This window comes from Paraburkholderia sp. BL18I3N2, from assembly GCF_003001875.1.
Classification (GTDB): Bacteria; Pseudomonadota; Gammaproteobacteria; order Burkholderiales; family Burkholderiaceae; genus Paraburkholderia; species Paraburkholderia phytofirmans.
The window spans coordinates 64,385-90,242 of sequence record NZ_PVNC01000004.1; the positions used below are offsets into that span (position 1 = coordinate 64,385).

The following is a 25,858-nucleotide window of genomic DNA, read 5'->3' on the forward strand; positions in this document are numbered from 1 at the left end:
TTGCGCCACTGCCGGTGCACAGTATTCGAGAGTCGCGTCTAGAGGAAGAGCATGTTTGAAGCAGCACGTGTCGGAGACGAGATACAACACACGTCGGCCCTGGCTGGTTTTCTGATCGGCGCGATCCTTGGGGCAGCGCTGATTTTTGCCGTTGCAATGTTGACGTTCAGTTGTCCGCTTCTTGTTGGATTTATTGCCGGCTTTATGGCCAGCATGATTGCGGAACAGATAGTCAATATTGCGACCCAATTGGGCAGCCTGTTTACGAGTACAACCGGCAGTATTACGGAAGGTTCGGCGAATGTGTTTGTCAACGGGCGGGCAGCCGTTCCCGCCAAAATCAGTGCCGCCGCGTGCGATCACGATACGCCGCACGAACTGGCGGCATGTGGATCCAGTACCGTATTTATTAACCAGCACGTCGCCGCACGTAAAGGCGACGACATTCAATGTGGCGCGACGATTGAGAAAGGGTCGAAGAACGTATTCTTCGGCAGCGACAAAGCCTGTGAGATAGCGGTAGCCAGTGAAATACCGGCGTGGGCAGTCAATTTCAAGAACGCGTTGTTTCTGGTCGCGGGCGTTGCAGGCGGCTTGGCGGGCGCGCTAAAAAACGGCATGAAAGCGACATGTCCGTGTGTCTTGAAGTTTCTCGCTGGCCAGGTTGCGGGAATCTACGTGGGTTCCAAAGTCTCGGAGGGCGTGTCCGGGCTGTTCGGTCATCCCGTCCATGTGCCGACCGGTCAGAAAGTTCTCGTCAACGAGCTGGATTTCGAGTTGCCCGGCCTCTTGCCGTTCTTTGGTTCACGCTCGTATTCCAGTGCGATCGATACGTGCGGCATGTTGGGCCGCGGCTGGCAGCATAACTGGGACATTCACCTGAAACGCAGTAGCCGCGGTCTCGAATATGTCGGATTTCAGGGGCGCGAAGTTGGCTTCGACGATATCCCGGCCGGTCAGTACCAGTACAACTCGTTCGAGCAACTCTATCTGTCTCACGCGTTGGACGGCCGCTATGTTCTAAACGGCCTCGACGAAATCTTTTACGGATTCAGCGTGCATCCGCTGAACGGCCGACACGTACTGGAGCGTATCGAGGACAAGTTCGGACACTTCATCGAGTTCCGTCGAGACTCGGGCGGCGCACTCGTCGGGGTGCGCAACGACGCGGATGTGATCCTTGAATTGCTGCATGCCGATGGCCGCTTGATCGGCGTGGACCGCATCGACGGGACGCGGCGCAGTCTTGTCCGTTACGGCTACGATGAAAATGGACAACTTATCCGCGTGCGCGATCGAACCGACACGCTGGTGCGACAGTTCGCCTATGCCGCCGGATTGATGGTCCGGCATGCCAATGCGCTTGGCTTTACTTGCAGCTACCGTTACGCGCGATATGGTGACGAGTGGCGGGTGGTTGAACATGCCACGGATTCCGGCGAGCGGTACACGTTCGCGTACGACATCGAGTCGAGGCGCGCGAGCATCAGCAGCGAAGCGCTCGGCACGCAGCACTGGGAGTACGACGCGGACAGCCTGGTCACGCAATGGACCGACTATCTGGGTGCGCGCTATCAGTTCGAATATGACGCGCACCAGCAGCTGGTGCGCATCGAGTCTCCGGGCGGGAGGTCGCAGCGTCTCAATTACGACGCACTCGGGCGAATTACGAAAACAGTGGACGCCACCGGCCGGGTCTGGCAAAGCACGTATCACCTCAAAACGCTGCGACTGTCGAGCAACACACTGCCTGACGGCAGCGTCTGGCAGTGGAACCATACGGAACAGGGTCTGCCAGTCGAACGGATCGATCCGCTCGGTCAGGTGGCGCGGTTCGAGCACGACGGGCGCGGACTGCTCACCTGCTACACCGACGAGCGGGGCGGCACGAACAGCTTCACCTACGACGATCGCTACGGTCTGCTGCTGAGCCGCACGGACTGCTCGGGCTCGACCACGCGCTATGCGTGGAACGACGACAGCGAACTGGTACGCCAGACCGATGCGCTGGGGCAGGTGACGCAGTTACTGCGCAATGCCACCGGCGCGGTCGGCACGGTGGTTCATGCCGACGGCACGCGCGAGACATTCGAGTACAACGCGCTGGGCCAGATCAGCCGGCACAGCAACGCGTTGGGATACGTCTCGCGGTGGGACTACACGCCGCGCGGGCAGGCCGAGCGTTACACGGATCGGCTGGGGCGCACGCTTGCCTATCGTTACGACGCGCATGGACAACTGGTGAGGCTGACCAATGCGAACGGGGCGAGCTACGACTTTAGCTATGACGCTGCGGGTCGTCTGACCGCCGAGGTCCGCCTGAACGGCGTGCGGCGCGAGTTGCGCTACAACCCGAACGGCGAAATGATCGCGCAAACGATGACGGGCCGGCACGGTGAATCGGAAACGATCGGTCTGGAGCGGGACGCCGCCGGGCGGCTGATCGGAAAGCACGGCAGGTGCGCGACTACCCGCTACGTCCATGACCCGCTCGACCGCGTGACGGCGGTTCGCCGGCAGCCGTGCGCTGCCGGCATGGCGCTGGGCATCGAGCCCTGTGAAGTGACGTTTGAGTACGACGCGCTGGGCCGGTTGCTGGCGGAAACCGTGGACGGCCAGCGTTCGGAGTCGCGCCATGACGCGCTCGGCAATGTGACCGAACGTAGGCTTCCTCTGGGTCAGCGGATTTCGATGCTGCACTACGGCTCGGGGCACGTGCACCAGATCAGCCTGGACGGTGAAACGCTCAGCGATATCGAGCGCGATGCGCTGCACCGCGAAGTGCAGCGCACGCAGGGGCCGCGTGTCTGCCGCACGACTTACGATCCGCGCGGGCGCACGGTGTCGCGGCTGAGCGAACGCTCGGGACGCGAGGGAATGGCGGACAACGATCCGCTCGGATCGGCCTATCAGTACGATCTTGCCGGCAATCTGCATCAGGTGGTCCGGCAAGGCAGCGGTGCGCGCTCGCGCAGCACGGTCCATTACACGTACGACGTGATGGGCCGGATGACGGGCTATCACGACGGCAACGGGCTGAACGAGAGCTACCTCTACGACGCTGCTGACAACCTCATCGACGCGACGCGTGACAGCGCGGCGAGCCGGATTCTGGACGATCTGCTCAGCCGTTTCCGGCAGACGGGCTACAGCTACGACGGCTTCGGGCGGCTTACGCGCCGGGTGCGGGATGGGCTGGCCCAGGACTTCGTCCATGACGACGAGGGGCGGATGGTGCGCGCGTCGGGTCAGGGCCGGCATGGCTGGCACAGCACGGCTTATCACTACGATGCGATCGGCCGGCGAACGGGCAAGGTCGCGCGTCGCACGGCAGCGGACGGCACGGCGCTCGTGGAGGAGACGCGCTTCATGTGGGAAGGCATGCGCATGGTGCAGGTGCTGCGCGATGAGACAGTGCGCACGTATGTCTACTCACCCGATTCGCCGTACCGGCCGATGGCGCGGGTGGATCAGCCTGTTGTCAGTGTCGACGGACAGTGCCGTACGGGTGGCCGGCGCATCGTGTGGCATCACCATGCGCACGACAATGGTCAGGTGTACGACGTGACGGGGGCAAACGGCGAGGTCGTGTGGGAGCCGGGTTTTACGGGCTTCGGGGAGTACAGGGGAACGGAGTGGCTCGACGACAGGCCGTTCGACGAGGCACTGCGGTTTGCGGGGCAGTATGCGGACGAAGAAACCGGACTGCATTACAACACGTTCCGGTACTATGATCCGGGAACGGGACGGTTTGTCAGTCAGGATCCGATCGGGTTGGCGGGGGGATTTAATCTTTATGCGTATGCGCCGAATCCCGCGGGATGGATTGATCCGCTTGGGTTGTCATGTGAAAATGCGGCACCGCTTGGCGGGGCGAGGGGAAGCTATTCAGCGATAAAGCCGGGGCCACTTTCCGATGACTTGGCCGCCACTTTCGCCGGAGGTAGATATGAAGCGGTAACGCTCGGTAAGGACACGGTGCTATATCGTGCTGGTACGGCTGAAAGACCACTTGGCCAATTTTTCAGCCAAGAAGCTCCTGTTGGAGTACTGCAAACACGTATAGATAAAGCTGTTCTGCCGACCTGGCCTGGCGGAGCTACGTCTCCAATTGATACTGCATTCGCCGTAAAGATTCCTGCTGGAACGCAGGTTTATGTGGGCGAAGTCGGTTCGCAGGGTGGATTTTATGTTGGGGGAACACAGCAAATAGTAGTGCCAAAGCCGTGGACCATTGACGGCGTCGAAATAATTAATTCTTACGTTCTCAAATGATGGATATCCAACGTACAGAAGTGGTGCTTGCGAGAATGATCGCTTTATTGAAAAATGGGGCCGCGAGCGATTGGGCAAATGCTCTTAATCGTTGCTTGCTGCAGCTTGCAAACAACCCAGACGACGTTTGCGCGCAGATAAATGCAATGTACGGAGGCATGGGTTCATTAAATGATTTGGTCTTATACAGGAACGGACAGCCATTAATACGAGAGAACAACGAGTTGGATGCTTTAAAGGCTGAGCTATATAAGCTTTGTCATTAAACTATCAAGGGTGCCTTGGTGTGTTCATCAAGGGCCGCTCAATGCGTAGCCCTTGTGTGTCGATCGGCGATGCTGGTCAATCTTCCCTGTTTCAAAGCTTGCGTGTTCCGCACTGCTCCCGCTGATCGAAGTCAGGTCCAGATGAAGATCTGGCGATAGCGATGGTCGAAGCAGAGATAGACGCGCTCATCGGTTTGAAGCCGAACAGTACGACATGCTTATCGATGACGTCCATCCAGGCATACAGGGTCGCTGGGAGGCTGGCCGTTCGGCCAGGCTCTGCAGGGTCATGTAGAAAGCGGTGGGGTGTTCGGGTTTCTTCGGGCGTGCTTTAAGATTGGCATCCATATTGAGTCAAACCGGTCAGGATGTGAAGCCGTGCAAACAGGGCCGGCGGATGTTAAATGAGATCGATTGATCATTTGAAATGTAAAAACGTTACACGATTCGTCTATTGAATCGATCGAGATAGACTGCAACTGTTTGAAGCTGGGTATGCTTGTCTTTGACGAAAAGACGGATGTGGAATTGCGGATCATTGCGTATTTTTATACTGACAAAATTCGAAGTGCTGGCAAAATAAAAAAATAATAAATAAGTAAAGAAAGATGTAAATATTTGGATATTTAGCACAGAATGCCTGGGGAAAATGGCGGCTATCAAGCAGATATTATGGTTGAAAGTTTTTAACAAAACGAGAGAGAAATTTCTTGAAGATTCCCAAATTTTCTGATGCAGCGGAAATTTCGATGGATTGAAGAGCAAAGGGCCGACTGTGAACGGCCCTTTGTCTTTTATTCGGCGCTGATAGTCAGCCGTCCGTGTTCAACACGGATTTTTACACGTTGCCCTGCTTGAAACCCCGCACTGGGTCAGGTGACACAAAGTAAGTTCGAGTACAACGCGCTGGACCAGATCAGCCGACACAGCAACGCGCTGGGATACGCCTTGCTGTGGGACTACATACCGTGCGGGCAGGCCGGGCGTCACACCGACCAGCCGGCGCACACGCTTGCCTATCATCACGACGCGCGCAGACAACAAGCGAACTAACCAACGCAAACAACGCGAACCACGACTTCACCCACAACGCGCCGGCCCCCTCAAGTCGCCCAAATCCGCAACGGCCTTCCCCCCACCCCATGCACCACCGGCCGCAACTCAATCCAGCATTTCACAAACGCCCGCTGCAGCAATTCCATCGACCTCGAAACCCCCCGCACGACGAGCACTCCAGAAGTCACACAAGAAGCCGCCATCCGCACCGAATCATCGAATGGCAATTGAGCCGTCAACGCCTCAGCAAGCGCATCATCGCAAGCCGCCCCGACAGCCCAAAGCGTCCCATACGCAGGAAACCCCGCCAGCCCTTGAGCAGCATCGCGTAGTGAATCATTCGCCTCAAAACTCGCGCGCTCGAACCACAGCAACTCGCCGTCAGCCCCAACAATCCGCGAAACTGCACGCAAACTCCCATCCGACCACCGCTCACCCGCAGCCTGGCGCCCGAGCTGCGTCGCATCCCAGCCGATCGCAGTGGCGTCGCGCGCCAGCGTCAACGCAAAATCCAGCTCCGCGTTTGCATGATCGAAAACGATATTATTCTGCGGCAGCCAGTCGAGCTTAGCCCGTTCGCCGACACGCACCGCGATCCGCTGCTGCGCCTCGCGTCCATTGGACTTGTACCACTTGGTCGCCCCCGGCGTGGTGATGACAGCGTGCGCATCTGCGCCGACATCGACATCAATAGCAAGCCGATCCCCACCCGCGATTCCGCCGGGCGGGTGCACGATCACCGCATGACAGATACCGTGTCCTTCAGGATAAAGCGGTCTTTGAACCCGCAACGGCCCGTCGTGCAGCCGATGCTTGAGCGTAGTCCGCTCGCCATGCTTGACGAACCCAAGTTCAAGGCGCGCGCGCCATAGCGAATGCGCGCCGTCTTGAGCGGCAGCGAGCGTGACGTGATTTTCGTGAACCGACATGCGATGGAAATGCGACCGAACAGAGAAAAACAAAGCGTGCCTGCGCACGTCAGACAACGCTAAACCGCGTCGCCACAGGATGCGACGAGAATATCACGCGGGTTTCCGAATGCCGCTCACACGGCGATCAACGTCCGCACGCCATCCGTATCCATATTGGCGCCTTCACCGCCCGCGATGATCTCGCCGCGGCTCATCACCCAATACCGATCAGCGATGTCCTTGGCAAAGTCGTAATACTGCTCGACGAGCAGCACCGTCATGCCCATTTCCTCGACCAGTTGACGCAGCGTGCGGCCGATATCCTGAATGATCGACGGCTGAATGCCTTCGGTAGGTTCGTCGAGAATCAGCAATTGCGGATCGCTCATCAACGCCCGGCCAATCGCAAGCTGCTGCTGTTGACCGCCCGACAGATCCCCACCGCGCCGGCTGCGCATATCCTTCAGCACCGGAAATAACTCGTAGATACGATCCGGGATCTTCTTGGGCGCCTTCTTGCTGGCGGCCCCGACCAGCAGATTCTCTTCGACGGTCAAGCGCGGAAAGATATCGCGCCCCTGCGGCACATAAGCGAGGCCTTTCTCCACACGCGAGTAAGTCGGCAGTTTGGTGATCGGCGCACCGCGCCAGGCGATCGAGCCGCTCTTCGTCTGCACGACGCCCATCAGGCAACGCAGCAGCGTGGTCTTGCCCACACCGTTACGGCCGAGCAGAACAGTGAGTTTGCCGTCGGGCACGGTGAGCTTCACATCGCGCAGAATGTGGCTGCCGCCGTAGTACTGGTTCAGGTTTTCTACTTCTAGCATGTCGGTTCAACCTTTTATTACGGCAGTCCGTTTCACCGGCCCAGATAAGACTCGATGACCGTCTCGTCGCGTTTCACTTCGTCGAGTGTGCCGTGAGCGAGCACGCGCCCTTCGGCCATCACCGTGACCTTGCCGGCCGCGCCCGAGAGCGCCGCCACGAACTCCATATCGTGCTCGACGACCATCATCGAACAGGTGCCGCGCAGATGATTGAGCAACTCGGCGAGTTGCATGGTTTCGTCGTCGGTCATGCCGGCGGCCGGTTCGTCGAGCAGCAGCAGTGCCGGCTGCTGCATCAGCAACATACCGATTTCGAGCCGTTGCTTCTGTCCATGCGATAGTTCGCCGGCAAGCCGCCGTGCTTCGCTCTCGAGGCCGATCAGCGCCAGCGTCTCTTCAATGCGTGCTTGCGCCTCGCGATCCAGACGCGCGCGCAACGAAGCCCACCATCCCTTGTCGGCCTTCATCGCGAGTTCGAGGTTTTCCCACACGGGGTGCTGTTCGAACACCGTGGGCTTCTGAAACTTGCGCCCGATGCCCGCACGCGCGATGGACGGCTCGTTCATCCGCGTCAGATCGATCGACTGGCCGAGATACACCTTGCCGGAATCCGGCTCCGTCTTGCCGGTGATGACGTCCATCATCGTCGTCTTGCCGGCGCCGTTCGGACCGATGATGCAACGCAATTCGCCGGCGTCGATGGTCAGCGTCAGTGCATTCAACGCCCGAAAACCGTCGAAGCTCACGGTCACGTCTTCGAGATACAGGATCGTGCCGTGCGATACGTCGATCTCGCCGGGCACGACCGTGCGGCCCATGCTCGCGACGCCGCTCAACGAGGTTTCTTCAGCGGGTTCTTCCGGTAAGGCCAGATCAGGAACCATCGGGTTTTCATTCATGAGCGGTTCCTCTTGCGCGTCACGAGTTCGATCAGCCCCATGATGCCGTTCGGCAGGAACAGCGGGACCAGCACGAAAATCAGACCGAGAAAGAACAGCCAGTATTCAGGGAAGTTCGCCGTGAAAAAGCTCTTCGCGCCATTCACCGCGAAGGCGCCGATGATCGGGCCGATCAGCGTGCCGCGTCCGCCCACGGCGACCCAGATCGCCATTTCGATCGAGTTGCCCGGCGACATTTCACCGGGATTGATGATGCCGACCTGCGGCACATACAACGCGCCGGCGATGCCGCACAACACGGCCGACACGGTCCACACGAACAGCTTGTACGCAAGCGGGCTATAGCCGAGGAACATCAAACGCGTTTCGCCGTCGCGCACCGCGGTCACCACGCGGCCGAGCTTCGAGGTGACGATGGCCCGCGCGCCGAGAAACGCGAGAATCAGCACGGCAAACGTGATCAGCAGCAGGGCAGTGCGTGTGCCCGGATGCGTGATCGGAAAGCCGCCGATGCGCTTGAAATCGGTAAAGCCGTTATTGCCGCCGAAGCCCGTTTCGTTGCGATAGAACAGCAGCATCGCGGCGAAGGTCATTGCCTGCGTGATGATCGACAGATACACGCCCTTCACCCGCGAACGGAACGTGAAAAAGCCGAATACCCACGCGACTACCGCCGGCACCAGCACCACCAGCAGCAGCGCGTAGCCGAGGTGTTGCGTGCCTTGCCAGTACCACGGCAGTTGATGCCAGTCGAGGAACACCATGAAGTCGGGCAGGTCGCTGCCGTACTTGCCTTCGTGGCCGATCGAGCGCATCAGATACATGCCGATCGCGTAGCCGCCGAGCGCGAAGAACAGCGCGTGGCCGAGGCTCAGAATCCCGCAATAACCCCACACGAGATCGAGCGCCAGCGCCGCGATCGCGTAGCACATGAACTTGCCCGTGATCGTCATCGCGTAGGCGGACAGATGCAGCGCGCTCGTTTCCGGCACGACTAGCGTGGCGAACGGCACGCCCAAACCGAAGACGATGATCAACGCGATCAGCGCGAGCCACGCGCGCCGTGACAATAGCGCGGGACGCGGCGGCAGGCCGAGCGCGAAACCGGATTGCGACTCGCGTCCGGCGCTGGCGCCACCGCTCGTTGCGCCGACGTGAGCCGATGAAGTTGCCGATGTCATCTCATGCCTCCGCGCTACGGCCCTTGAGGGCGAACATGCCCTGCGGACGCTTCTGGATGAACAGGACGATCAGCACGAGCACCGCGATCTTCGCGAGAACCGCGCCCCAGAACGGTTCGATTGCCTTGCTGATGAGCCCGAGGCCGAAGCCGCCGATCACCGTGCCGGCCAGTTGACCGACACCGCCGAGCACCACGGCCATGAACGAATCGATGATGTAGCTCTGGCCGAGGTCCGGCCCGACATTGCCGATCTGCGAAAGCGCACAGCCGCCCAGACCCGCGATGCCCGCGCCGAACGCGAACGCATACGAATCGACCCGTGCGGTCTTCACGCCGACGCAGGCCGCCATCCGGCGGTTCTGCGTGACGGCGCGCACGAAGAGGCCGAGACGCGTCTTCGTGAGTACGGTCCACGCGATGCCGACCACGATCAGCGAGAACGCGAGAATTGCGAGCCGGTTGTACGGCAGGATCAGATTCGGCAGGACGGTGACGCCGCCGCTCATCCATGCCGGGTTGACCACCTGCACGTTCTGCGCGCCGAACAGCATGCGCGTCGCCTGAATCAGGATCAGGCTGACGCCGAAGGTGGTCAGCAGCGTTTCGAGCGGACGGCCGTACAGATGCTTAAGCACCAGCCGTTCGAGCACGATGCCCACCAGGCCCGCGGCGACGAACGAAGCCGGAATGGCGAGCAGCGGATACCAGTCGAATGCGCCGGGCGCGAAGCGCTGAAAGAGATTCTGCACGACGTAGGTGGCATAGGCGCCGATCATCAGGAATTCGCCGTGCGCCATGTTGATCACGCCGATCAGTCCGTACGTGATGGCGAGACCCAGCGCGGCGAGCAGCAGCACGCTGCCGAGCGACAAACCCGCGAACAGCGTGCCGGCAATCTGGCTGCGGCGCTGGATCGCGTCGAGTTCGTCGATGCCGCTTTGTGCGGCGGCGCGCACGCGATCGTCGGGCTCGTTGAAGGTGCCGTCCGGCTTCTTCGCGACGAGCGGCCGCAGCAGTTCGTTCATGTCGAGGTCGTGGCGCGCGGCGACCAGTTGCACGGCTTCCAGGCGTTTGGCCGCATCGGCATCGTGCAGGGCCGTCATCGCCCACAGCGTGTCGAGGCGCTTCTTCAACGCGGGATCGGTTTCCTTCGCGCGAGCCGCGTCGACGAGCGGTTTGATCGACGGGTCCGGATTCTGCAGCAACGAGGTGATCGCGGCGTCACGCGCGGCCTTGTCCGGCGAATCGAGTTGCAGGCCGGACAGCGCGCCGGCGACTTTCGAGCGCAGCAGATTGTTCAGCGTGACCGGCTGCGCATCGCCCGCGGCGACGGTCTTGCCGGTCACCGCGTCTTTCGCCGTATCGCCGTCTTGAAGCAGCACGGCGCCTGCGTCGGTGGCGAGTGCGCTGTCTTCGGAGAGCGCTTTGAGAACCGCCATCGATTCTTTGTCGTGATTGGCGATCAGTTTGTCGATGGCCGCGGACTTCGCGTCGAAGTCGTCGGCGGCGAGCGGCGCGACATCGGCCTGGGTCAGCGCGAAGGCGGCCAGCGGTGCGCCGGCGAGCAGCACGAGCGTCACGCCGGCGACGCCGCGTCGCGCGAGTCGTCGTGCCAGTGTTCGTGCGTCTGTGAGGATGGAAAACGCCATGGTGGCCTTTGAAGAAAATCCGGCAGGGCGGCGCGGCATGTGGGCAAGCGCCGTTGCCGCGCCGTCGAGTTGCTGCGCGCGAGGGTCGTGCCTTTCGGACGTCCGATCAAGGCACGAACGCGGGTGCGGTGGGCGCGCCCGTCGCGGGATTGCAATCGGCAAATCAACGTGCCGCGTCGGCTAGCTTCGCCACCGCGGCACGCCTTCCTGTCAGGCGACGCGCGAGCGCTTCAGGAACGCCGGAATCGAACTGACCACGTCCGGCTTGCTCGAATTGCCGGCAATGAACGGGCTCCACGGCTGCGCGCGAATCGCGGTCTTGGTCCGCCACACCACGTTGAACTGACCATCGGCACGCACTTCACCGATCATCACTGGCTTGTGCAGATGGTGATTGCCGTCCATTTCGAGCGTGAAGCCCGACGGCGCCGCGAAGGTCTGGCCAACCATCGCCACGCGCACCTTGTCCACTTCCGTGCTCTTGGCCTTCTCAACCGCCTGCTTCCACATATGGATGCCGACGAAGGTCGCTTCCATCGGGTCGTTGGTCACGCGCTTGGTGCCGCCCGGCAGGTTGTTCTGCGCGACCCATGCGGCCCATTGTTTCTTGAACTTCTCGTTGGCCGGGTTGCGCAGCGACATGAAATAGTTCCACGCAGCCAGGTTGCCGACCAGCGGCTTCGTATCGATACCGCGCAGTTCTTCCTCGCCGACCGAGAACGCGACGACCGGCACGTCCGACGCCTTCAGCCCCTGGTTGCCCAGCTCCTTGTAGAACGGCACGTTCGAGTCGCCGTTCACCGTCGAGATCACCGCGGTCTTGCCGCCTTGCGAGAAGGTCTTGATGTTCGCGACGATGGTCTGATAGTCGCTGTGGCCGAACGGCGTGTAGACCTCCTGGATATCGGCTTCCTGCACGCCCTTCGACTTGAGGAACGCGCGCAGGATCTTGTTGGTCGTGCGGGGGTACACATAGTCGGTGCCCAACAGGAAGAAGCGCTTGGCGCCGCCGCCTTCCGCGCTCATCAGGTATTCGGTCGCCGGAATCGCCTGCTGATTCGGCGCTGCGCCCGTGTAGAACACGTTGCGCGACATTTCCTCGCCTTCGTATTGCACGGGGTAGAACAACAGGCCGTTCAGTTCCTCGAACACCGGCAGCACCGATTTGCGCGACACGGAAGTCCAGCAGCCGAACACCACGGCGCACTTGTCCTGCGTGATCAGCTGACGCGCTTTTTCAGCGAAGAGCGGCCAGTTCGAAGCGGGGTCGACCACCACCGGTTCCAGTTGACGGCCCATCACGCCGCCGTTCTTGTTGATGTCCGCAATGGTCATCAACGCGGTGTCCTTGAGCGATGTCTCCGAGATCGCCATCGTGCCCGACAGCGAATGCAGGATACCTACCTTGATCGGACCACTGGACTGCGCCTGCGCAAACGGAACCTGACCTGCAAGCGCCAACGCGCCCGACATGGAGCCGAACTTCAACAGACTGCGACGTTTCATGTATATCCCCTTGCCATTGATGGTGACTGTTTATGGGCGTCGATTTCAGCCAGCAGGGCTTATCCCGCATGACTTGCCGCTTGTGTACTGCAAGGCACATGCCATGCAGTAAATTCGACTTGGACGGCGTGGAGTGCATGCTGTGACGCGGCTGCGGGATGGCGGCCGTATGCGTGATGCGGCGCAGAATTGGTGCAGCATCGCGCGGCGCGCCTCGTTCGGGTGCGTGTCGCGCCGCAACGAAGCGCATGCATCCGCCAGCGGGCGTCGGCGGTGCATGGCTGCTGCGCCGTTGTGCATGCGGTGTAGCGTGCCTACACTAAGGCGCGGCTCGATGAGATCTTTACGACGTGGGTGAGTAAGTGGAGTAAGCCGGTTCGGTTGGGGCGCAGAACGGCCGGCGCGATGTGGCGCCGGCCGTTTTCTATTTCGATTCCCTGTTGAGGGACTTGCGGGGCGCGACTTCGATCAGAAGGCGATGAACGGCGCTGGTTGTTTGCCGACCACCACGTTATTGATCACGGTGTACACGCTTCGGCCGAAGAAGAACGGCAGGCCCCAGATGAACATGCCGGCCGAGGGCGAACCCAGGCTGTCGTAAGCGGCGTATTGACTGGCCAGCAGGGTCCAGCCGTTAGCCAGCGAGAACGGTACGTTGACGGATGCGGCTTTGTCGGCGCCGGTGAGCATGGCGGACAGGCTGAGCGTGGTCGTCGGCACGTACCAGTCGCCGGCATAGGGCACCGTGTAGTCCGCGAAGATGTTCGCGTTGGAACCGCTGTCGATGGCGCTGCTAAACGTGTTGCCCTTGTACGTGGTCGAGAAATATCCGTACTGATCGAGCGCGAGAATGTTCGGCTGCGAGGGCATGGCATTGTTCTTCTGCGTGCCGATGCCGAACACCAATTCGCCCGTGACGCTCGCCTGGCCGCCCGCGGGCAGCGCGGGCAGACGGATGATCGTGCCGTTGTTGTCCGAGGTGAAATCGGCGACTGGATTCATGACCTGCGTGTCGAGCGGAACACGTGTGCTCGTGCATGACGTCGCGGACGTGCAGTAGTAATAAGCCGATGGCAGTACCGTCTGCGCCGCCGCAGGGAAATCGCGTTGCGCCGGGCCGATGCCGATCACGCCATTCGCGCCGAGCGCCGTTGCCGAGCCGAGGTTGTAGACGCCGCGTGACTGGCAGTCCGAGGGCGTCGCGTACTGGTCGTCGGCAATCACCTGCAGCGGCATGTTGCCCGCAGTCTTGCCGCCGATCGTGACGTCCGCGCGCTTGATAGACCCCCACGTATAGCCCGAGCCGAACACGGCGCATTCGGCGATCGACGCGTTGCCGGTCGGATCGTCGGTGGCGCCGGATTGCTTCGGCAAGCGGCCGGCGAGCGCGGACCCCAACGCGCTGCCGAGCACGCGCACGCCGACCGAGCCGGTGTCGAGTTGCATGTGATCGACCGTTGCGCATTGATTGCTGCCCTGAACGCCTGGGATGCAGATCGTCGCGGTCACGTACGGCATGTTCGCGTAGTTGCCCGTCCAGCGCTCGATGGTGATGGGGGCGGTGTTGGAGGTGGGGGTTGGCGTGGGGGTTGGAGTTGACGTCGGCGTCGGGGTTGGAGTTGGTGTCGGTGTTGGTGTTGGAGTCGGAGTTGGAGTCGGAGTCGGAGTCGGAGTCGGAGTTGGAGTCGGAGTCGGAGTTGGAGTTGGAGTCGGAGTCGGAGTTAGAGTCGGAGTCGGAGTCCGAGTCGGAGTCGGAGTCGGAGTCGGAGTTGGTGTCGGTGTCGGTGTCGGTGTCGGTGTCGGTGTAGGAGTTGGTATCGGAGCGGGGGGCGGCTTTGGCGTCGCCGTCGGAGTTGACGCCGGCGTTGGCTGTGGAACGGGCGTAGGCGTAGGCGTCGGAGCGGGAGCCGCCGTCGCAGTAGACGCTCCACTCGCGCCCGACGACGAAGCCGGCGTCGCTCCCGCGGACCCCGCTGCCGGCTTTTCGCTATTCTTAGCTCCATTGCCGCTGCCATCATCGCCGCTACTGCCGCCGCCGCACGCAGATAACGCCAGGCTGGCACCCACCAGCGCACAGCAAAGTGTCTTATTCAATGCCTTCATGTTTAGCGTGTTGAATGAGTCTGCGCGCCGCTTCATTGCAGTTGCTCCACGCGAACGTTAACGGGAACCAGACGCGGCAGATACGCCTTGCCGAAAAAGCGTCCCGCACGGCCGGCTGACTCGATATGGAAATCGCCGTTATGTTCGATCATCGGCCCGGCGCCACGCGCACGTTGGGCGGCAGCATTCGTGAAATTGGGAAAGTAGCTGCCGAGCAGTGTGCTCATGTCCGGGCGCACCGGACCTTGCCAGGTGACGGCAAATACCACGTTGCTGGGCAAGACGTATTCATGAATCGTGACGCCGTCGGCGCCAGACGTAGTGCGCGTCGTGTACGGCGTAGCCGCTGCGGACGCGTTCAGAGAAACCGCTGACCGGAGCACCGACTGCGACGCCGCGCCCGTACCCGGCGCCCCACCCAATGCCGCATAAGAGGCGAGCGGCAACATGCCCGCCACAGCCAGCGCGAGCTTCAAAAAATTCATCACATTGCTCCAGAAGACAGATCGGAGCATGGTGCCAGCGGGGCGTTATTGGGACTGCTGGAAAAGTCCCAATCGAAAATCGGAAATGGCTTGAGAAGACGCCGCTATAGCGCGGCGTCTCTATCTCAGCCATGCGGTCGGCCATCAGAACGCGACGAACGGCCCTGTCAGCTTGCCGGCCTTGGCATTGCCGATCACGTTATAGACGTCGCGGCCATAAAAGAACGGCAGTCCCCACAGGAACATGTTGTCGTCACTATTCGCAAAGTACTGGCCGATGTTGATGAACGCGGCGTTTCCGCTTGCCAGCAAATTGTTGGCGTTGTCGATCGAAAACGGCATCTGGAGCGGCGCGCCTGATCCGCCGTTCGGTTCCATTGTCGCAGCCAGATCAAGCGTGCTCGTCGGTGCGTATAAGCCTTTGACGGAAACAGGAATCGCGTTGTCCGGGAACGCGTAGCCGAGGGTGCCGCTATCGATCGCGCTCTGGTTGAACACCTGCCCCTTGTACTGCGTCGTGAACGTACCGTATTTGTCCAACGCAATGACCGTGGCATTCGCCGGCAACGCATTGTTCTGCTGCGTGCCGACGCCGAACACCAACTGGCCCAATACGCTTGCCTGACCCGTGGCAGGCACAGCGGGCAGATGGATGACTATGCCGTTGTTGTCCGTGGCGAATGCGGCGACCGGATTCGTGACTTCTTTGCTCGCCAGCATGCGCGTGCTCACGCAACCGTTTTGCGTCGGGCAATAGTAATAAAGACCGGGTACCGCTTTGGTCAATGCGTCCTGGGAATCGCCGGTGAAGTTGCCGACGCCGAGAATGCCGCTGACTCCCATCACGTCGAGGGACCTGCCCAGGTCGCCGCCGTTGTGCGCAATACAGTCGTCCGGCGTGGAGAACGCGCCATCGGACACCACCTGGATCGGGATATTGCTCGCCGTCTTGCTGCCGATCGTAATATCGGCGCGCTTGACCGACCCCCAGGTGTAGCCCGACGCGAACGGCGCGCACTCGGCAATCGGCGCCGAGCCGATCTTGTCGTCCACCGCGCCGGCTTGCGTGAGCAGCAAAGGGACCAACGTGGGTATCGCGCGGGCTGAAATGCGCACGCCGGTCGAGCCGGTGTCGACCAGCATGTTGTCGACGGTCACGCACTGGGGCGCGCCCTGTGTGCCCGGCACGCAAACCTTGATCGATGCGAGAAGCCGGTTGACGTTGCCCGTCAATGTATCGACGCGGACCGGCACCGTGTTGTCGCCGGTGGCAGGCGTGGATGAATTGTTCGAGCTACCCGAACTGCCAGAGCCGGACGGCGCCGGAGTCCAGGCGGGCTTGGCGTCCCATCCCATGGAGTTGCTGCCCTGGTTGCCACCCGAACTTCCGCCGCCTCCGCACGCGCAGAGAGCGAGCCCCGCGAAGGCCGCGACGACCCATAGCGTCTGCTTCAGTGTGTTCATGTTCAGTTTTTTCATCGCTCGACGCCGTTCTTATTTCAGATCGCCTGGACGCAGGCCGGCGGGCATCAGGCGAGGTAGCCAGGCCATACCGCTGAAGCGCCCCATGCGGCCAGCGGACTCGATTCGAAAGTCGTCGTTGCCGTCGATCAGCGGCCCGGTGCCTTGCGCGCGGTTTTGCCCGGCGTTGACGAAGTTGGGAAAGTAGCTGCCGAGCAGCGCCGTCATGTCTGGACGGATTGGGCCGTTCCACTTGACCGCGAACACGATGTTCTCGGGCAGCACGTATTCGCGGATGGTGACGCCGTTGGCGTCGACCGATTGGCGCACGGAGTAGGGCGTCGTGTTCGCCGGCTGAACGGTGGGCGTCGCGGCGGCGGACTGCGACATAGCGCGTAACGTGGCAGGCGAGGCTGCGCCGGTGCCCGGCGCGCCACCCAAGACTGCATGCGACGCGAGCGGCAACAAGGTCGCGGCCAACATCGCGGTCTTCAAAAATCTCATCACACGGCTCCCCAAAACGGTCGGAAGCATGGTGCCTGTGCGGTGTTCAGGAAACCGTATGAAATTTCGGAAGCGAGTGCGTGAAGCGGCGCAACGAAAGCCAGCCGTTAGCGTTCTGCAGAAGGGGAGCTTGGGCGAGCCGTAGAAGGATGGCAAGCCGCCGCGAAACCGGTGCTCCGAAGGCTCGCGGTGAGCGACGCCGAGGGACCTACGGCAGCAGTGTGGCGCGAACGGCGGTTCTCGCTGCTGGCCACGAGCGAGGCGCGCGCTTTGCAGCAGCGCGTCTTTGAAGAGCGCTGCGTCGTAGAACTGGGAGAAGCCGACGGCCTACGCGGTTAGTGCGTGAAGCGTCAGGCCAAGCGCGAAAGGGACCGTGAGAACCGGCTCCCGCTGGCGCGTCACTGCGGCCCGTACGATCAGTAAGTCGGAACGGACGGGTCGACCTGACGCGACCACGCGTCGATCCCGCCTTGCAGATTGAAGACGTTGGTATGGCCGCGCGACTCGAGGAACATCGCGACCTGGGCGCTGCGCGCGCCATGATGGCAGACGCAGACGATTTGCGCGTCGTCGTCGAGTTCCTCACTGCGCGCGGGAATCTCACGCATTGGAATCGACACGGCGCCGGCGATCGACGCCGTCTGGATTTCCCACGGCTCGCGCACGTCGAGCAGCACGGGCGCGGTACGAGAAGTGTCGGCAAGCCATTCGGCGAGCGCCGGAGCGGTCAGATTTTGCATCAGCGGAACATCCGGTTCAGAGGACGGCGGCGTTGCCGGCCGTCCGGAGCTTATGAATCAGAACTTGAAACGCGACGGCTGCACGGCGTTGATGAGCGGCTCGACATACGTTTCGAACACGTCGGCAATGCGGTATTGCTTCTCGTCGATACGCGTGATGACCTGCGCCTTCATGACCGGCGCGGTACCGACGAACGCCGCCAGACGGCCGCCGATCTTCAGATGGTCGAGCATTTCCTGGGGCAGCACCGGCAGGCCGCCCGACACGCAGATCACGTCGTACGGCGCAGCGCCGGCCCAGCCGCGCGCGGCGTCGCCGGTGGCGACCTCGGCGTTCAGCACGCCGTTGGCGATCAGATTGCTCTTCGCCAGTTCCGCCAGTTCCGGTTCGATGTCGACGGTCAGCACGTGCTGCGCGCGGTGCGCGAGTAACGCGGCCATGTAACCCGAGCCCGCGCCGATTTCGAGCACGCTTTCGTGTTTCTTCACCGCCAGTTCCTGCAGCACGCGCGCTTCGATGCGCGGCGCCAGCATATGCTGGCCGGCCGGCAGGGGCACTTCGAAGTCGACGAAGGCCAGCTCGCGATACACGGTGGGGACGAAGTTTTCACGCTTGACGATCGAAAGCAGATTCAGCACGTCCTGGTCGAGCACTTCCCAGGGGCGGATCTGCTGTTCGATCATGTTGAAACGCGCTTGCTCGATGTTCATGGTGGGTTCGGCTGTATGGTTTGGCGAGTTCTGCGGGGTTTGCTGCGTTTGCTATCAGCCACTGACCGCCGGTCTTGCCCGCGCAACTCAGCACGCAAGGCCCGTCAGGGTAACTGCGGGATTGTACCAAATGACGGTGACGATCCGCGCCCTCGCGGGCAGGGCGCGGCGCCATCGCGAGGCGAAAGGTGGCGATGCCCGGCCGCGCCCGCCTCCGTGTTAATCCCTAGCGATCTTTCCTTGCGCTTCCCGCGTCCATCGCTCAAGAATGTAATCGATTACATTTTCGAGGTGAGTTCACTTGTCCAGATCGTCGTCCACCAAGGCTTCGACAGCGGCGTCCGCGGCGCATCCCCGGCCCGCCGTCGCGCCTTTGCGCGGCGCGGCCGACGGCATGTCGATCGCCGGCGTGGCTGAGCAGGCGGGCGTCTCGGTGGCGACGGTGTCGCGCGTTCTGAACGGCCACGAGAACGTGCGGCCTGCCACGCGCGACAAGGTGCTGGCGGCCATCGATGCGAGCGGCTACCGCGTCAACGAACTCGCGCGCAACCTGCGCACCGCCGAAAGTCGCCTGCTGCTGACCATGGTTCCGGACGTCGGCAACCCCTTTTACGCGGAGATCGTGCGCGGCATCGACAGCGTGGCGCGTCAGCACGGCTACTTCATGCTGCTGTGCGACACCGGCGCCGATCCGGGCCGCGAGCGCAGCTACTTCGATCTTCTACGGCGGCGCCGCGCGGACGGCGCGATCTGTCTCGACCCGGCCACCATCCAGCAGGCGCTGGGCGAAACCTCCAGCGCGCTGCCGTGGGTCGCGTGCTGCGAGTTCGATCCGGCAATGGGCGTGCCGTATGTCGGCATCGACAACTACCGCGCCGCGGGCGACGCCGTCAGGCATCTGCTCGCGCGCGGCCACCGTCGTATCGGCCTTATCAATTCCGATGTCGATTACCTGTACGCACGGCAGCGTCAACAAGGCTATCTCGACGCGTTGAGCGCGGCGGGCATCACACCGGACGAACGCTGGCGCATGAATCTGAACAGCCTCGACTATGAAGCGGGCGCGTCGGCCGCGGCCACGCTGATGAATCAGCCGCAGACGCCGAGCGCGATCTTCGCGGTCTCCGATACTCTAGCCATCGGCGTGATCCACGGCCTGCGCAGCGTCGGCAAGCGCGTGCCGGACGACATCGCGGTGGTCGGCTTCGACGATATCTCGCTCGCCGCGCAGATCGATCCACCGCTCACGACCATCGCGCAGCCCATGCGCGAACTGGGCGAAACCGCCGCGCGTCTGTTGCTGCAGCGGCTCGCCAATCCGTTGGCGAACGTGCCGGGCGTGCTGCTGCCGCATCGGCTCGTGATTCGCGGGAGCGCCTGAACCATGAGTCTCGCGATCCGTTTCGACGACATCCGCAAAGACTTCGGCCCTGTGCGCGTGCTGCACGGCGTGAGCTTCGAGCTGGCGCCGGGGCGCATCTACGGACTGCTCGGCGAGAACGGCGCGGGCAAATCCACGCTGATGAAAATCCTCGCCGGCTACGAGACCGCAACCGCGGGCACTTTGCTGGTCGATGGGCAAGCGCACCAATTCATCGGATCGCGCGAAGCCGAAGCGCAAGGCATCGTGCTGATCCACCAGGAGTTCAATCTCGCCGAGCACCTGACGATCGCGCAGAACATGTATCTCGGTCACGAAAAAAAGCGCGGCTGGTTCGTCGACGATGCCGCGATGAACACCGAGGCCGCGCGTTTTCTCGCGCAAGTCGGTCTGGAAAAAGCGCCGGACACGAAGGTGCGCGAATTGATCGTCGCGGAAAAGCAGATGGTGGAGATCGCCAAGGCGCTGTCGCGCCGCGCGCGTCTGCTCATCATGGACGAACCCACCGCGACGCTCACGCCGTCCGAGACTGAACGTCTCTTCACGCTGATGGCCAAGCTCAAGGCCGACGGTGTGACCATCATCTACATCTCGCACAAGCTGGACGAAGTGGAGCGCATCACCGACGAAGTGATCGTGATGCGCGACGGCCGCTTCGTCGCGCGCGGCGAAACCGCCGGACTCGCGCGCCACCAGATGGCGAACCTGATGGTCGGCCGCGAGCTCTCGGACATGTTTCCGGACAAGATCACCGCGTCCGCCGACGCACCGCTTGCGTTGAAGGTGGAAGGCCTGGCCGTGCCGGATTGGGTCGAAGACCTGAGCTTCGACGTGCGCGCCGGCGAAGTGCTCGGTTTCGCTGGACTGGTGGGCGCGGGCCGCACCGAGGCGTTCGAAGCGATCATCGGTTTACGCAAGCGCACCGCGGGCCGCATTCAAGTCGCCGGCCATCCCGTCGATCTGAAAAGCCCGCGCGATGCGATGCGCCACGGCATCACGTATCTGAGCGAGGACCGCAAGGGCAAAGGCCTGCACGTGAACCTGAGCCTGCAGGACAACGTCACGCTGATGACGCTCGAACGTTACGCGCACCCGTTGCTCGATATAAAAGCGGGGCGCGCCGCGTTGACCAAAGCCGTGAGCGAATTCGGCATCCGCACGGGCGACCTGTCGAGCCGCGCGCGCATGCTCTCCGGCGGCAATCAGCAGAAGCTTGCGCTCGCCAAATACCTGCAACCCAACCCGAACGTGATCGTGCTCGACGAGCCGACTCGCGGCGTCGATGTCGGCGCGAAACGCGACATCTATTTTCTGATTCATCGTCTCGCCGCGCAGGGCCGCGCGGTGATCGTCATTTCATCCGAACTGATCGAGCTGATCGGGCTGTGCCACCGCGTCGCCGTGATGCGCGCGGGACGCCTGCAAGCCACGCTCACGCTCGAACATCTGACCGAAGAGGAGTTGATCGCCCATGCGACCGGCACCCACTGAAGCCGTGCAATCCGGCCGTGCGTTGCGCTTCGCGCATCGACTGTATGCGCTCGGGCCGCTCGTCGGACTCATCGCGCTGTGCGTGATCGGCACGCTGCTCAACCGCGATTTCGCCACCGTCGACAACATGATGAACGTGCTCACGCGCACCTCGTTCATCGGCATCATCGCGGTCGGCATGACCTTCGTGATCATTTCGGGCGGCATCGATCTGTCGGTCGGCTCGATGGCGGCGCTGATCGCGGGCAGCATGATCTGGCTGATGAACGGACTCGCGGCGGGCGTCGGCGGACACACGTTCCCGCCGCTGATGATTCTCACGCTCGGCATCGTAGGCGCGCTGATGCTTGGCGGCCTGTTCGGCTGCGCGCACGGCTTGCTGATCACCAAAGGACGCATCGAGCCTTTCATCGTCACGCTCGGCACGTTGGGTATCTTTCGCGCGGTGCTGACATGGCTCGCCGACGGCGGCGCGCTGACTTTGGATAACTCGCTGTCCGACCTGTATGGCCCGGTGTATTACGCGAGCCTGTTCGGCGTGCCTGTGCCGATCTGGGTGTTCCTCGTGGTGGCGGCGGGCGGCGCATTGATTCTCAACCGTACGGCGTTCGGCCGTCACGTGCAGGCAATCGGCTCGAACGAGCAGGTCGCGCGTTATGCGGCGATTCGGGTCGACACGGTGAAGATCGTCACCTACGTGCTGCTTGGGATTTGCGTGGGCGTCGCCACGGTGCTGTACGTGCCGAGGCTCGGCTCGGCCACGCCGACGACCGGTTTGCTATGGGAGCTCGAAGCGATCGCCTCGGTGGTGGTCGGCGGCACTGCGCTCAAGGGCGGCGAAGGGCGCGTGATCGGCACGGTGATCGGCGCGATCCTGCTCTCGGTGATCGCCAACATTCTGAATCTGACCAGCATCATCAGCGTGTATCTGAACGCGGCGGTGCAGGGCGTAGTGATTATCTTCGTCGCGTTCGTACAACGTGGACGGCGGTAGCGGTGGCGCTTCATATTGCGCCTTGAATTTGTAATCGCGGCGAGTTGAGAATCGGGGCGCACGAACGCCTCACAAAAGGAGACACAACCATGAAGCAGGTCATTCGAGCGGTCGGCGCCGGCATGCTGGCGTTGGGAATACTGGGCACGGCGAACATTGCGCGCGCCGACGAAAAAGTCACATTGGGCGTTGCGATTCCGACGGCCGACCACGGCTTCACGGGCGGCATCGTCTGGTGGGCGAACAAGGCCAAGGCCGATCTGGAGAAGGCGCATCCCGATCTGAAAGTGATCGTGAAGACCGCGGCCGGCGCTCCTGAACAGGCGAACCAGTTGCAGGATCTGGTGACGGTGAACAAGATCAATGCGCTCGTGATCTTCCCGTTCGAATCGGCTTCGCTCACGCAACCGGTCGCGCAGGTGAAAAAGAAGGGCGTCTACGTGACGGTGGTGGATCGCGGCCTGACCGACACCAGCGCGCAGGATGCGTACGTGGCGGGCGACAACACCGCGTTCGGCAGGATTCCCGCAGAGTTTCTGGCGAAGGAGCTGGGCGGCAAGGGCGATATCGTCGCGCTGCGAGGTATTCCGACGACGCTCGACAACGAACGCTGGACCGCATTTACCGGCGTGCTGAAGGCCTATCCGAACATCAAGATTCTCGATGCGAAGTACGCGAACTGGAATCGCGACGACGCCTTCAAGGTCATGCAGGATTACCTGACGCGCTTCAAGCATATCGACGCCGTCTGGGCCGCCGACGACGACATGGCGGTCGGTGTGATCAAGGCGATCGAGCAGGCCAAGCGCACCGACATCAAGATCGTGTTCGGCGGCGCTGGGTCGAAGGGCATGGTGAAGAACGTGATGGACGGCGCGCCGATGATCAAGGCCGACGTGTCGTACTCGCCGAAGTTTATCTACGACGCGATCAAGCTCACTGCCGAAGCGCGTCTGAAGGGCGACAAGCTGCCGGCCACCACGATCATTCCGTCGGTGCTGATCACGAAGGAGAACGCGCAGCAGTTCTATTTCCCGGACTCGCCGTTCTGACCTGAGCATTCGGGGCGCGCCGCTAGGCTTAGCGGACTATGTGCCATAGCGGCACGGCGAGCGCGCCCTCGTTCGAGGAGCCGTACGATGAAAACCATCCAAGGGCCGGCAATCTTTCTCGCCCAGTTCATGGGCGACGAAGTGCCGTTCGACAACCTCGCGCATCTTGCCGAGTGGGCCGCGGGTCTCGGCTTCAAGGGGATTCAGGTGCCGTGCGACAGTCGCCTGATCGATCTCGAACAGGCGGCGGCGAGCCAGACGTATTGCGACCAGTTGCGCGAGATCGTGGACAACGCGGGCGTGACGATCACCGAACTCTCGACGCATCTGCAAGGGCAGCTCGTCGCCGTGCATCCGGCGTATGACGTGTTGTTCGACGGCTTTGCCGCGCCGCATGTGCGCGGCGATCCGGCCGCGCGCACGCAGTGGGCGATCGAGCAGATGAAGCTCGCGGCGAAGGCTTCGCAGCGTTTGGGATTGACCACGCACGTGTCGTTTTCGGGGGCGCTGGCGTGGCCGTATTTGTACCCGTGGCCGCAGCGTCCCGCAGGTTTGGTCGAAGCCGCGTTCGACGAACTCGCGCGCCGCTGGACGCCAATTCTCGATGCGTTCGACGCAGCAGGCGTGGACGTGTGCTACGAACTGCATCCCGGTGAAGACCTGCACGACGGCGTGACCTTCGAGCGTTTTCTCGACGCGGTGAAGCAGCATGCGCGCGCGAACATTCTGTACGATCCGAGCCACTTCGTTTTGCAGCAGCTCGATTACCTTGCGTTCATCGACATTTATCACGAGCGTATCAAGGCGTTCCATGTGAAGGACGCGGAGTTTCGTCCGAACGGCAAGCAGGGCGTGTATGGCGGCTATAGCGGCTGGGTCGAGCGGGCGGGGCGCTTCAGATCGCTCGGCGACGGCCAGATCGATTTCGGCGCGATTTTCTCGAAGATGGCGCAGTACGATTTTCCCGGCTGGGCCGTACTCGAATGGGAGTGCGCGCTGAAGCATCCGCACGACGGCGCGCGCGAAGGCGCCGAGTTTATTCGGCGGCACATCATCCGCGTGGCAGAGCATGCATTCGATGATTTCGCGGGCAGCGGCGTGGACGCCGCGCAGCTAAAGCGTGTGCTCGGCATTTAAGGTGCGTGGCCATAACGCGAAGGAGTAACGGCGATGCCACAACGAAGGCTCAGACTGGGGATGGTCGGCGGCGGGCAGGGCGCATTCATCGGCGCGGTGCATCGGATCGCGGCGCGGCTCGACGATCGCTTCGAACTGGTGGCGGGCGCGCTGTCGTCCGATCCACAGCGTGCGCAGGCGAGCGCCGATGAGGCGGGAATCGCACGCAGCTATGCGGACTGGCGCGACATGGCGCGCGCCGAAGCCGCACGCGACGACGGCATCGACGCGGTAGCGATCGTCACGCCCAATCATCTGCACGCGCCGGTCGCGACGGCGTTTCTCGAAGCCGGCATTCACATCGTGTGCGACAAGCCGCTGGCGATCTCGCTCGCGGAAGGTGAGGCGCTGGCGAAACTGGCTCGTGAGAAGAACAAGCTGTTTGCATTGACGCATACGTATTCAGGCTATCCGCTGGTGCGTCACGCGCGCGAGCTGATCAAAAGCGGCGAGTTGGGCGAAATACGCGTCGTGCAGGTCGAATATGCGCAGGACTGGCTGGCGGAGCCGATCGAAACGAGGGGCACGAACAAGCAGGCGGGTTGGCGTACGGATCCAGCGTTAGCCGGGCCGGCGGGATGTCTCGGCGATATCGGCACGCATGCTTATCATCTTGCTGCGTTCGTCACGGGTATGACGCCGCATGCACTCGCGGCGGAAGTGCATACGTTCGTGCCGGGGCGCCGGATCGACGATCACGTGCAGGCGATGCTGCGTTATCCGAACGGCGCGCGCGGCATGCTGTGGGCGAGCCAGGTGGCGAGCGGCGCGGAAAACGCCTTGCGTTTGAGGGTGTACGGAACGAAGGCCGGTCTCGCATTCGATCAGGAACATCCGAATGAATTGTGGTTCACGCCGTTGGGCGGCGCGGCGCAGCGCCTGACACGAGGGCGCGTGAAGAGCGCGATCGCGGCCCACGCGACGCGCGTGCCGTCGGGACATCCTGAAGGTTATCTGGAAGCGTTCGCGCAGTTATACAAAGACGCGGCGTTGCAGATCGAGGCGTTGGATGCGGGCCGCGCGTTACCCGCCGAGAGCCTGTTGCTGACGACGGTGGAGGATGGCGTTGCGGGTTTGCGTTTTATCGAGGCGATGCTTGCAAGTAGCGCGGCGGATGGGCAGTGGCGGGAAATTGCGCGGAGCGCTTGAGAGCCGGTTTTATCTCGCGGCGTGAACCATCAGCGGGAT

The 25,858-nt window shown here is 62.2% G+C and carries 21 protein-coding genes and 2 pseudogenes; 10 read left to right on the forward strand and 13 right to left on the reverse strand.

Going from position 1 to position 25,858, the window contains the following annotated elements:
- Positions 1 to 51: 51 nt before the first annotated feature.
- Together B0G75_RS13450 and B0G75_RS13455 are read left to right on the forward strand one after the other, a co-directional pair.
- Complete coding sequence (locus B0G75_RS13450) at positions 52 to 4,275, forward strand: RHS repeat-associated core domain-containing protein (RefSeq protein WP_106305864.1); 4,224 nt, start codon at positions 52 to 54, stop codon at positions 4,273 to 4,275.
- Entirely contained in the window at positions 4,272 to 4,541 is a 270-nt protein-coding gene (locus B0G75_RS13455) for a DUF6966 domain-containing protein (protein ID WP_106305867.1), read from the forward strand. The genes B0G75_RS13450 and B0G75_RS13455 overlap by 4 nt, the downstream gene beginning before the upstream one ends.
- A gap of 794 nt (positions 4,542 to 5,335) precedes the next feature.
- On the opposite strand, the pseudogene B0G75_RS42035 reads toward B0G75_RS13455, so the two are convergent.
- Positions 5,336 to 5,404 (reverse strand): annotated as a pseudogene (locus tag B0G75_RS42035) (hypothetical protein); the annotation flags it as partial.
- 13 nt (positions 5,405 to 5,417) lie between these two features.
- On the opposite strand from B0G75_RS42035, the gene B0G75_RS40635 reads away from it, so the two are divergent.
- A complete protein-coding gene (locus B0G75_RS40635; protein ID WP_181309260.1) occupies positions 5,418 to 5,594 on the forward strand; it encodes a hypothetical protein in 177 nt (58 codons plus the stop codon).
- Between the two features lie 50 nt (positions 5,595 to 5,644).
- Here the strand turns inward: B0G75_RS40635 and B0G75_RS13460 are convergent, their stop codons facing one another.
- The 7 genes and pseudogenes from B0G75_RS13460 to B0G75_RS13490 form a co-directional block, all read right to left on the reverse strand.
- On the reverse strand, positions 5,645 to 6,526 hold the full coding sequence (locus tag B0G75_RS13460; RefSeq protein ID WP_106305870.1) for an urease accessory protein UreD: 882 nt from the start codon (positions 6,524 to 6,526) through the stop codon (positions 5,645 to 5,647).
- Positions 6,527 to 6,642: 116 nt separating this feature from the next.
- A complete protein-coding gene (gene urtE, locus B0G75_RS13465; RefSeq protein ID WP_106305873.1) occupies positions 6,643 to 7,335 on the reverse strand; it encodes an urea ABC transporter ATP-binding subunit UrtE in 693 nt (230 codons plus the stop codon).
- A 32-nt stretch (positions 7,336 to 7,367) separates the two neighbouring features.
- On the reverse strand, positions 7,368 to 8,234 hold the full coding sequence (urtD, locus tag B0G75_RS13470) for an urea ABC transporter ATP-binding protein UrtD (RefSeq protein WP_106305876.1): 867 nt from the start codon (positions 8,232 to 8,234) through the stop codon (positions 7,368 to 7,370).
- Complete coding sequence (gene urtC, locus B0G75_RS13475) at positions 8,231 to 9,415, reverse strand: urea ABC transporter permease subunit UrtC (protein WP_106305878.1); 1,185 nt, start codon at positions 9,413 to 9,415, stop codon at positions 8,231 to 8,233. Before urtC ends, urtD begins: the two co-directional genes overlap by 4 nt.
- 1 nt (position 9,416) lies before the next feature.
- Positions 9,417 to 11,066, reverse strand: a complete 1,650-nt coding sequence (gene urtB / locus B0G75_RS13480; protein WP_106305881.1) for an urea ABC transporter permease subunit UrtB — start codon at positions 11,064 to 11,066, stop codon at positions 9,417 to 9,419.
- Positions 11,067 to 11,276: 210 nt separating this feature from the next.
- Positions 11,277 to 12,572 (reverse strand): urea ABC transporter substrate-binding protein, encoded by a 1,296-nt coding sequence (urtA, locus tag B0G75_RS13485; RefSeq protein WP_012432005.1) that lies wholly within the window; start codon positions 12,570 to 12,572, stop codon positions 11,277 to 11,279.
- Positions 12,573 to 13,040: 468 nt separating this feature from the next.
- Positions 13,041 to 14,132 (reverse strand): annotated as a pseudogene (locus B0G75_RS13490) (DUF3443 domain-containing protein); the annotation flags it as partial.
- 68 nt (positions 14,133 to 14,200) lie between these two features.
- On the opposite strand from B0G75_RS13490, the gene B0G75_RS41330 reads away from it, so the two are divergent.
- On the forward strand, positions 14,201 to 14,380 hold the full coding sequence (locus tag B0G75_RS41330) for a hypothetical protein (RefSeq protein ID WP_258194487.1): 180 nt from the start codon (positions 14,201 to 14,203) through the stop codon (positions 14,378 to 14,380).
- 327 nt (positions 14,381 to 14,707) lie between these two features.
- Here the strand turns inward: B0G75_RS41330 and B0G75_RS13495 are convergent, their stop codons facing one another.
- From B0G75_RS13495 to B0G75_RS13515, 5 genes are all read right to left on the reverse strand, one after another.
- Entirely contained in the window at positions 14,708 to 15,160 is a 453-nt protein-coding gene (locus B0G75_RS13495; RefSeq protein WP_106305888.1) for a DUF2844 domain-containing protein, read from the reverse strand.
- Between the two features lie 144 nt (positions 15,161 to 15,304).
- Positions 15,305 to 16,639 (reverse strand): DUF3443 domain-containing protein, encoded by a 1,335-nt coding sequence (locus B0G75_RS13500; RefSeq protein WP_106305891.1) that lies wholly within the window; start codon positions 16,637 to 16,639, stop codon positions 15,305 to 15,307.
- A gap of 15 nt (positions 16,640 to 16,654) precedes the next feature.
- The gene (locus tag B0G75_RS13505; protein ID WP_106305894.1) at positions 16,655 to 17,125 is read right to left on the reverse strand and encodes a DUF2844 domain-containing protein; all 471 of its coding nucleotides are present in this window, start codon (positions 17,123 to 17,125) and stop codon (positions 16,655 to 16,657) included.
- Positions 17,126 to 17,541: 416 nt separating this feature from the next.
- A complete protein-coding gene (locus tag B0G75_RS13510; RefSeq protein WP_012432010.1) occupies positions 17,542 to 17,865 on the reverse strand; it encodes a rhodanese-like domain-containing protein in 324 nt (107 codons plus the stop codon).
- Between the two features lie 57 nt (positions 17,866 to 17,922).
- On the reverse strand, positions 17,923 to 18,576 hold the full coding sequence (locus B0G75_RS13515) for a protein-L-isoaspartate O-methyltransferase (protein ID WP_106305896.1): 654 nt from the start codon (positions 18,574 to 18,576) through the stop codon (positions 17,923 to 17,925).
- 301 nt (positions 18,577 to 18,877) lie between these two features.
- Here B0G75_RS13515 and B0G75_RS13520 point away from each other — a divergent pair, with 301 nt between their 5' ends.
- The 6 genes from B0G75_RS13520 to B0G75_RS13545 all read left to right on the forward strand — a co-directional run bounded on the left by B0G75_RS13520 (position 18,878) and on the right by B0G75_RS13545 (position 25,819).
- Positions 18,878 to 19,957, forward strand: a complete 1,080-nt coding sequence (locus tag B0G75_RS13520; protein ID WP_106305898.1) for a LacI family DNA-binding transcriptional regulator — start codon at positions 18,878 to 18,880, stop codon at positions 19,955 to 19,957.
- 3 nt (positions 19,958 to 19,960) lie between these two features.
- Positions 19,961 to 21,448, forward strand: a complete 1,488-nt coding sequence (locus B0G75_RS13525) for a sugar ABC transporter ATP-binding protein (protein WP_106305901.1) — start codon at positions 19,961 to 19,963, stop codon at positions 21,446 to 21,448.
- Positions 21,429 to 22,442 (forward strand): ABC transporter permease, encoded by a 1,014-nt coding sequence (locus B0G75_RS13530; protein ID WP_106305904.1) that lies wholly within the window; start codon positions 21,429 to 21,431, stop codon positions 22,440 to 22,442. The genes B0G75_RS13525 and B0G75_RS13530 overlap by 20 nt, the downstream gene beginning before the upstream one ends.
- 89 nt (positions 22,443 to 22,531) lie before the next feature.
- A complete protein-coding gene (locus B0G75_RS13535; protein ID WP_106305907.1) occupies positions 22,532 to 23,494 on the forward strand; it encodes a substrate-binding domain-containing protein in 963 nt (320 codons plus the stop codon).
- Between the two features lie 87 nt (positions 23,495 to 23,581).
- Positions 23,582 to 24,631 carry a sugar phosphate isomerase/epimerase gene (locus tag B0G75_RS13540; protein WP_106305910.1) on the forward strand — a complete coding sequence of 350 codons (1,050 nt, stop codon included), beginning with the start codon at positions 23,582 to 23,584 and terminating at the stop codon, positions 24,629 to 24,631.
- A gap of 33 nt (positions 24,632 to 24,664) precedes the next feature.
- Complete coding sequence (locus B0G75_RS13545; RefSeq protein ID WP_106305913.1) at positions 24,665 to 25,819, forward strand: Gfo/Idh/MocA family protein; 1,155 nt, start codon at positions 24,665 to 24,667, stop codon at positions 25,817 to 25,819.
- Positions 25,820 to 25,858 lie beyond the last annotated feature (39 nt).

Excerpts from the sequence above, each read along its gene's own strand:
- B0G75_RS13495 (WP_106305888.1), bottom strand. The coding sequence starts at position 15,160 with ATGAATTTTTTGAAGCTCGCGCTGGCTGTGGCGGGCATGTTGCCGCTC.
- B0G75_RS13505 (WP_106305894.1), bottom strand. The coding sequence starts at position 17,125 with ATGAGATTTTTGAAGACCGCGATGTTGGCCGCGACCTTGTTGCCGCTC.
- urtB (WP_106305881.1), bottom strand. The coding sequence starts at position 11,066 with ATGGCGTTTTCCATCCTCACAGACGCACGAACACTGGCACGACGACTC.
- B0G75_RS13455 (WP_106305867.1), top strand. The coding sequence starts at position 4,272 with ATGATGGATATCCAACGTACAGAAGTGGTGCTTGCGAGAATGATCGCT.
- B0G75_RS13510 (WP_012432010.1), bottom strand. The coding sequence starts at position 17,865 with ATGCAAAATCTGACCGCTCCGGCGCTCGCCGAATGGCTTGCCGACACT.
- urtE (WP_106305873.1), bottom strand. The coding sequence starts at position 7,335 with ATGCTAGAAGTAGAAAACCTGAACCAGTACTACGGCGGCAGCCACATT.
- urtC (WP_106305878.1), bottom strand. The coding sequence starts at position 9,415 with ATGACATCGGCAACTTCATCGGCTCACGTCGGCGCAACGAGCGGTGGC.
- B0G75_RS13460 (WP_106305870.1), bottom strand. The coding sequence starts at position 6,526 with ATGTCGGTTCACGAAAATCACGTCACGCTCGCTGCCGCTCAAGACGGC.
- urtA (WP_012432005.1), bottom strand. The coding sequence starts at position 12,572 with ATGAAACGTCGCAGTCTGTTGAAGTTCGGCTCCATGTCGGGCGCGTTG.
- B0G75_RS13530 (WP_106305904.1), top strand. The coding sequence starts at position 21,429 with ATGCGACCGGCACCCACTGAAGCCGTGCAATCCGGCCGTGCGTTGCGC.
- B0G75_RS13545 (WP_106305913.1), top strand. The coding sequence starts at position 24,665 with ATGCCACAACGAAGGCTCAGACTGGGGATGGTCGGCGGCGGGCAGGGC.
- B0G75_RS13515 (WP_106305896.1), bottom strand. The coding sequence starts at position 18,576 with ATGAACATCGAGCAAGCGCGTTTCAACATGATCGAACAGCAGATCCGC.
- B0G75_RS13525 (WP_106305901.1), top strand. The coding sequence starts at position 19,961 with ATGAGTCTCGCGATCCGTTTCGACGACATCCGCAAAGACTTCGGCCCT.
- urtD (WP_106305876.1), bottom strand. The coding sequence starts at position 8,234 with ATGAATGAAAACCCGATGGTTCCTGATCTGGCCTTACCGGAAGAACCC.
- B0G75_RS13540 (WP_106305910.1), top strand. The coding sequence starts at position 23,582 with ATGAAAACCATCCAAGGGCCGGCAATCTTTCTCGCCCAGTTCATGGGC.
- B0G75_RS13535 (WP_106305907.1), top strand. The coding sequence starts at position 22,532 with ATGAAGCAGGTCATTCGAGCGGTCGGCGCCGGCATGCTGGCGTTGGGA.
- B0G75_RS13450 (WP_106305864.1), top strand. The coding sequence starts at position 52 with ATGTTTGAAGCAGCACGTGTCGGAGACGAGATACAACACACGTCGGCC.
- B0G75_RS13500 (WP_106305891.1), bottom strand. The coding sequence starts at position 16,639 with ATGAAAAAACTGAACATGAACACACTGAAGCAGACGCTATGGGTCGTC.